The following is a 6,667-nucleotide window of genomic DNA, read 5'->3' on the forward strand; positions in this document are numbered from 1 at the left end:
AGGCGTTGGGCCTTGCCTTCGGTGCCGCCATGCCGGGGTGGGCTCTTTACGTGCCTTCGGTGCCGTCGCCCGGACGGCCCGTGGCTTCGATCAGCTTTGAGAGCCGATCGATGTCTTTTTTCACGCCGACGCGATCGTTCAACGACAGCGCGCGGCGCAGATAGTCGAGGGCGCGCGGCGGATCGGCTTCCTGTACGGCATAGCCGAGCGCCTTGCACAGCTTCGCGCGCACCTGGTCGTGCATGTCCGCGTCGGCCGTCAGCTCGTCGACCAGTTCGAGGCTGGCAGCGTCGAATGTGCTGCGTTCCAGGAACGCGGCCAGCGCGGCATCGGCGAACTGCTCGGCGACGACTGACGCGAGCGACCGTTCGAACTGGTCGGGTAGCGCGAGGCCGTGCGTGAGCGCGTACGCGGCGATCGCGAGCGCACCGTCGTAGTCGCCGGCGTCGATGCGCCAGACCATGACCGTCACGAGCACGTCGTCCTGTGCGCCACGGCCGCCATTCAACACGCCCGCCACATAGTCGGCGTACTCCGGCAGCAGCTTTCGCTTCAGTTCGACCTTGCGGGCGACCGACTGCACGCCCTTCAGGGCGCGGCGGTCGGCCGCGAGCTTCGCGAGCATCAGCTCGTATGGCGTCGCACCGGCCATCGTCTGACCGGGCGCCGTCGCGGCCGCCGCGCGGGCGGCCGACACGCGCGCGAAGTGCGCGCGAGCGGGCGTGTTGATCGTCATGCCGGCACCAGTTCGATGTTTTCCGCGACGCAGCCGCAACCGAAGTCTTCGACGACATACGCGTCGTTCGACGATTCGTAGTTCTCGATTTGGTCGCGCTTCGGGTTGTCGATCAGCGAGCGACGGCGTGCACCTTCCTGGAAGTAGATCGACAGGTTTTCCAGCTTCGTCACCATCATCGCGCGCTTCGGGAAGAACGGCACCCGCACGGCCGGCAGGTTGCCGATGCGCTTCTGGCTGACGATCAGGTCGGCCGCGAGCTGCTCGGTCGGTGCCTGCGTCGTGTTGACGATCGGGAAATACTTGTCGTGCAGCAGCTCGCGGCCGCAGATCACGACGAGGCCCGTATCTTCCTGGAACCACGGGTCGATCATCGACGACACGATGTCCATCACGAGCGCGTCGAGGTTCACATAGTCGCCGCCCTTACCGACGAGCACCTTGCCGGCTTCCTTCGCACCTTCATGCAGCACGCGGTGCCCTGCGCGGTCGCGATACTGTTGCAGCCAGCCGATGTTCACATCCTGCAACAGCGGGTTCGCTGCTTTGTCCGTCGACAGTGCCGCCTTAACGCCGTTCCAGCCGATCATGATCCGGTCGAGCGCGGACTGGTTGAGGATCACATTGCGGATGCGTTGCTGGAAGTCGGGGAATTTCGCCCAGGCGTCGAGCTTGCGGTACGTAATGGCCGTGTCGTAGTCGGTCTTCTCGCAGCGGTAGCGGTTGCTGTCCAGCGCCGTCGGGTCGATCGGCTGACGCTCGGCCTTCGTCGTGTCGGTGCGGCTTGCGATCGGACCGGATACCGACAGGCCGAGCTTTTCGCCTTCCAGCTCGGTCACGGGCAGAACGTTGATGCTCTTCAGGAATGCGCTCGATTCCTGCATTTTGGTTTCGAGCGTTTGCTGGACGGACGGCTGGACGGCGAATTTCTGCGATACGTCGTCGGTGTCATTCAGCTTGGCGATTTGCGCGGCGTACTTTCGATACGCCTGGCGCGTTTCCTTCTTCATGAGTTGGGTTCTCCGGGGTGTGAGCGTGGAAGGAATCAGCAGTCGGTCACGAGCTCGCCGGTCGAACCGGTCGACGGCTGGCGCCGTGGTGCGCCGTTATCGGTGGACGACAGCTTCGCGGTCAGTGCTTCGACGGCGGCGACCGCTTCGTCGGCACGCTTCTTCGCGGCGACCGCGTCTTGCTGCGCGGCGGTGAGGTCGACGCGCAGCGCGGCGACATCGCGGCCCTGCTGACTCGCGAAACTGGCGATCTCTTCGACTGCGTGGCGCACGTCAGCATCACGTTGATCGTCCGTCGAGCGATTGCGCGCGAACATGCCTTTGACGATGGAGAGCAGGCTCGTCGATTCGGGTTCGCCTTCGAACTCGATCGACGTTTCGCACGCGGCCGAGAACAGGTTGTTCGAACGACGCGCCGCGAATTGCAGTGCTTCGGTGCCGAGGCTCGCCGGGTCGTCGGTCGCGGCCAGGCCGACCAGATACGCTTCGCCGATGTCGGCGAAGTCGGGGTTGACTTCGATCGACGTGAAAACCTTCTGGCGCTTCTTCGACAGCGCGACCAGCTCGTCGGTCGGGTCGAGCTGCGCGTACAGCCCCATCTTGCCTTTCAGCGGGCCGTCTTCGATCTCGGATGCCTTCAGCGCGATTACATCGCCGTATGCGCCGAACGGGTTGGTGGGCGAGAGCGGCGCCCATCCCTTCAGGTGCTCGATGTTCAGGCGCGCGCCGTACAGTTCCCGGTTGTAGTTCTTCGCCATCTGCGTGAGCCATTCGCGCTTGATCTCGCGACCGTCGACAGTCGCGCCTTCGACCGCGACGCGGAAAAACTTGGTTTTGTTGGTTGCCATAGAGAGAGGTCGAACCGTGGGTCAGTGAATGTGGTTCTCATGTTCGACCTTCACGCGCCACGGCTCAACGAGCGGTGTGTGTTGCTCGCATGGGTACGTAGTGCTCCGCGTGATCGCGCGCGCGCGTCGCCCTACGCTTGCCGCATGCTTGAAACGACAGATCCAATTCAACGCGAAGCGAACGTGCGACAGATCGCGCGTTCGCTCTACTGGCAAGGCTGGCGCATCTCGTCGATCGCGCGGCATCTCGAACTGAAGCCCGCGACCGTGGCGTCATGGTGCCGTCGCGACAAATGGAAAGACGCGACGCCGATCGAGCGCATCGAGGCGGCGGCCGAAACGCGCCTGATGGTCCTGATTGCGAAGGACAAGAAGGACGGCGCGGACTACAAGGAAATCGACCTGCTCGGCCGACAGATCGAGCGGCTCGCGCGTGTGCAGAAATACGGGGAGACGGGGAAGGAAAGCGACCTGAACCCGAACATTGCCGCGCGCAATGCCGGGCCGAAGCGCAAGCCGCCGAAAAACGAAATCAGCGAGGAACAGGAAGAGCGGATCGTGAAGGCGTTCCGCGAATCGCTGTTCGACTACCAGAAGGTTTGGTATCGCAACGGCGATCAGCAGACGCGCAATATCCTGAAGTCACGGCAGATCGGCGCGACCTGGTATTTCGCACGCGAGGCGTTCGTCGACGCGCTCGATACCGGCCGCAATCAGATTTTTCTGTCGGCCAGCAAAGCACAGGCGCATGTCTTCAAACAGTACATCGTGCAGTTCGCGCGTGACGTGGCCGACGTTGAGCTGACGGGCGATCCGATCATTCTGCCGAACGGGGCGACGCTGTACTTCCTGGGGACGAACTCGCGCACCGCGCAGTCGTATCACGGCAACCTGTACTTCGACGAATATTTCTGGGTGCCGAAGTTCCGCGAGCTGAATACCGTTGCGTCGGGCATGGCGATGCACAAACGTTGGCGGCTGACCTACTTCAGCACGCCGTCGAGTACCGCCCATGAAGCCTACGCGTTCTGGAGCGGTGCCGATGCGAATCGTGGGCGCGCGCCTGGCGATCGTATCCAGATCGACACAAGCCACGAAGCGCTCGTGCGGGGCATGCTGGGCGAGGATGAGCAGTGGCGTCAGATCGTTACCGTACTCGATGCGATCGAGGGCGGCTGCGACTTGTTCGACCTGGAGAGACTGCGGCGCCGATACAGTGCAGAGGCTTTCGCGAACCTGCTGATGTGCCAGTTCATCGACGATTCGGTGTCGGTGTTCAAGCTGGCCGAGCTGCAGCGCTGCATGGTCGACTCGTGGGAGGAATGGGCCGACGACTTCTCGCCGCTGCTGCTGCGCCCGTTCGGCTATCGCGAGGTGTGGGTTGGCTACGATCCGGCGCTGACTGGCGATTCGGCCGGTCTCGTCGTCGTGGCGCCGCCGCGTGTCGAGGGTGGGACGTTCCGCGTGCTCGAACGTCACCAGTTCCGCGGCAACGACTTCGAGGAACAGGCCACGGCGATCGAGCAGATCACGCAGCGCTACAACGTCGGCTATATCGCGATCGACACGACGGGCATGGGGCAGGGCGTCTATCAGCTCGTGCGCAAGTTCTACCCGGCGGTCGTCGCGTTGAACTACTCGCCCGAGGTCAAAACCCGCCTCGTGCTGAAGGGGCAATCCGTCATCCGCAACGGCCGCCTGCAATTCGACGCGGGATGGACCGACCTGGCCGCAGCGTTCATGGGAATCAAACAGACCATGACGGCGAGCGGCCGCCACGCAACGTACACCGCCGATCGAAATGAAGAGACGGGCCACGCCGACCTGGCGTGGGCTTGCCTGCACGCGATCGACCGCGAACCGCTCGCCGGCGGCGACATCAATTCTTCATCTTTCACGGAGTTCTATTCATGAGCAAGCGCCGATCGCGCGCGCCGCACACGTTCGCGGCCGCGTCGGATTCGGGCGGCCCCGGCGCAGCGCCGGCGCGCGCCGAAGTCTTCACTTTCGACGATCCCACGCCGGTCATGAACCGGGCCGAGATTCTCGATTACGTCGAATGTTGGTCGAACGGCGAGTGGTTCGAGCCGCCCGTCAGCTTCGCCGGCCTGGCGAAGTCGTTCCGCGCCAGCACGCACCACAGCTCCGCGCTGTACTTCAAGGCGAACGTGCTGGCGTCGACGTTCCGGCCGCATAGGTGGCTGTCGCGGCATGCATTCGAGCGATGGGCGCTCGACTTCCTGACGTTCGGCAACGGCTACCTGGAACGCCGCCGCAATCAGCTCGGCGACACGCTGCGGCTCGAACCCGCCTTGGCGAAATACACACGGCGCAAGGCAGATTTCAGTGGCTTCGTGTACGTGAACGGCTGGCAGGACAAGCACGAGTTCGAGCCGGGCAGCGTGTTCCAGCTCATGCGACCGGACATCAACCAGGAGGTGTACGGCCTGCCCGAATATCTCAGCTCGCTTCACTCGGCTTGGCTGAACGAGTCGTCGACGCTGTTCCGGCGGAAGTATTACGAAAACGGCAGCCATGCGGGCTTCATCCTGTACATGACGGATGCGGCGCAGAAGCAGGAGGATGTCGACAACATGCGCACGGCGTTGAAGAACGCGAAGGGGCCGGGCAATTTCCGCAACGTGTTCATGTACGCGCCGGGCGGGAAGAAGGACGGCATCCAGCTCATTCCCGTGTCGGAGGTCGCTGCGAAGGACGAGTTCTTCAACATCAAGAACGTGACGCGCGATGACCTGCTCGCCGCGCATCGCGTGCCGCCGCAACTGCTCGGCATCGTGCCGAGCAACTCGGGCGGGTTCGGCACGCCTGACACTGCGGCGCGCGTGTTCGGTCGGAACGAAATCAAGCCGCTGCAGGCGCGCTTCGCCGAGCTGAACGACTGGCTCGGCGAAGAGGTCGTGTTGTTCGACGATTACGAGATTCCGCCGGCGCCGGCGACCGCGTAGCGCACGCGGCGAGTCGAAGTCATGCGGCAGGGCCGTGCACCGGGCAACCGGGCGCGGCCCTTTTTGCATCCGGCGCGGGTGCAGACAGAGCCGCTACAACGGCTTGGCTCGCGCGGGGTGGTTCAGGGTCGGACGCCGTGTGGCGAAGGGCGTGTGGAGGCTGTCGTGCAGCCGTATCGGGCATCCGGCGGGGTAGGTAGGGGGCGGGTAGGCCCGCGCCGCGCCGGCCGCTGCGCGGTCCCCTCCCCGCCTGCGGGCTTCGCTTGGCAGGGTGGATTTAATGCACTCGGCTACTAGGCTCGGCAGCCCTTGTGGTGCGGGGTTTCGGGCGTTTCCCAGCGCGCGGAAATCGTGCGTTTTGATGCGCGATGATGCGAATTGATGCGTCGACGCGCGCAGTTGTGACCCCGCCCCACCTGCTCCCAAAAATGAACGCCTTTTATGCACTCATGCGTCCGACGCTGGCGGCCGCCTGGCGCGGGCCGCGCGGCGATCGGCGGGCCGCTTCTTCTACGCACTTTTATGCGTTCGGGTTATGCAGTCTCGGCATTTCGCGATCTCGGGCCTCCCGCTCCGGCGACCAATTAGACGAGACTCGGAATCACGTGACAGCCACACGTGGCGCGGTGGCCGCGCCGTGCGATCGATATGCTGTCGTCCGTCATCGATGGGGCACCACCCTCGATGACGCTGGGCGATACCTCAGGATGCTGTGGGCACGACACGCGATCGCCCTTGAGCGCGACGAAGCGGCCTCGAAACGCATCGTCGTGGTGCCCGTCTCGATCTTGCAGCCGTAGTCGATGTCGTCGCCGACGCGAATTAGGTTCATCATTTAATTCACTCGATATTGACATGGCATAAGCCTTCGACATGAAATGTCTCTACAATCGTGGTTCGAACTGGACGGGACGAGCAACGAAGCTGATGGCATTGAAAGCGCTGGAACTGACGCAGGAAGAACGTACAAAGCTTGAAGCGATGGCGAGAAGCCGTCGTGATTGGCGAATACGAGACCGGTCGCGGACGATTCTGATGTTCAGCGACGGCGTGCGAGCGAAAGAGATCGCCAGACGACAGGAACTGACGTTGGAGGCGGTGTATGAG

General features: G+C 63.6%; 6 protein-coding genes and 1 pseudogene. 3 read left to right on the forward strand and 4 right to left on the reverse strand.

Annotated features, from left to right (window positions below):
- Positions 1-46: 46 nt before the first annotated feature.
- From CFB82_RS01045 to CFB82_RS01055, 3 genes are read right to left on the reverse strand one after another with little or no spacing between them, the layout of a single operon-like run.
- A complete protein-coding gene (locus CFB82_RS01045) occupies positions 47-736 on the reverse strand; it encodes a terminase endonuclease subunit (protein WP_089483230.1) in 690 nt (229 codons plus the stop codon).
- A complete protein-coding gene (locus CFB82_RS01050; protein WP_089483231.1) occupies positions 733-1,746 on the reverse strand; it encodes a phage major capsid protein, P2 family in 1,014 nt (337 codons plus the stop codon). The genes CFB82_RS01045 and CFB82_RS01050 overlap by 4 nt, the downstream gene beginning before the upstream one ends.
- Positions 1,747-1,781: 35 nt before the next feature.
- A complete protein-coding gene (locus tag CFB82_RS01055) occupies positions 1,782-2,594 on the reverse strand; it encodes a GPO family capsid scaffolding protein (protein ID WP_089483232.1) in 813 nt (270 codons plus the stop codon).
- A 144-nt stretch (positions 2,595-2,738) separates the two neighbouring features.
- On the opposite strand from CFB82_RS01055, the gene CFB82_RS01060 reads away from it, so the two are divergent.
- Positions 2,739-4,508 (forward strand): terminase ATPase subunit family protein, encoded by a 1,770-nt coding sequence (locus CFB82_RS01060; protein WP_089483233.1) that lies wholly within the window; start codon positions 2,739-2,741, stop codon positions 4,506-4,508.
- Positions 4,505-5,560, forward strand: a complete 1,056-nt coding sequence (locus CFB82_RS01065; protein WP_089483234.1) for a phage portal protein — start codon at positions 4,505-4,507, stop codon at positions 5,558-5,560. The genes CFB82_RS01060 and CFB82_RS01065 overlap by 4 nt, the downstream gene beginning before the upstream one ends.
- A 584-nt stretch (positions 5,561-6,144) precedes the next feature.
- Here the strand turns inward: CFB82_RS01065 and CFB82_RS01070 are convergent.
- Positions 6,145-6,395 (reverse strand): annotated as a pseudogene (locus CFB82_RS01070) (PAAR domain-containing protein).
- A gap of 38 nt (positions 6,396-6,433) precedes the next feature.
- Between CFB82_RS01070 and CFB82_RS41865 the strand changes: the two are divergent.
- On the forward strand, positions 6,434-6,667 hold a 234-nt coding region (locus CFB82_RS41865), incomplete at its 3' end, for a hypothetical protein (RefSeq protein WP_218829058.1).

It is taken from the genome of Burkholderia sp. HI2714 (assembly GCF_002223085.1).
In the GTDB taxonomy this organism is placed as follows: domain Bacteria; phylum Pseudomonadota; class Gammaproteobacteria; order Burkholderiales; family Burkholderiaceae; genus Burkholderia; species Burkholderia lata_D.

What these genes read in the sequence shown, in the direction of transcription:
- CFB82_RS01065 (WP_089483234.1), top strand. Translation starts at nt 4,505, where the DNA reads ATGAGCAAGCGCCGATCGCGCGCGCCGCACACGTTCGCGGCCGCGTCG.
- CFB82_RS01060 (WP_089483233.1), top strand. Translation starts at nt 2,739, where the DNA reads ATGCTTGAAACGACAGATCCAATTCAACGCGAAGCGAACGTGCGACAG.
- CFB82_RS01045 (WP_089483230.1), bottom strand. Translation starts at nt 736, where the DNA reads ATGACGATCAACACGCCCGCTCGCGCGCACTTCGCGCGCGTGTCGGCC.
- CFB82_RS01050 (WP_089483231.1), bottom strand. Translation starts at nt 1,746, where the DNA reads ATGAAGAAGGAAACGCGCCAGGCGTATCGAAAGTACGCCGCGCAAATC.
- CFB82_RS01055 (WP_089483232.1), bottom strand. Translation starts at nt 2,594, where the DNA reads ATGGCAACCAACAAAACCAAGTTTTTCCGCGTCGCGGTCGAAGGCGCG.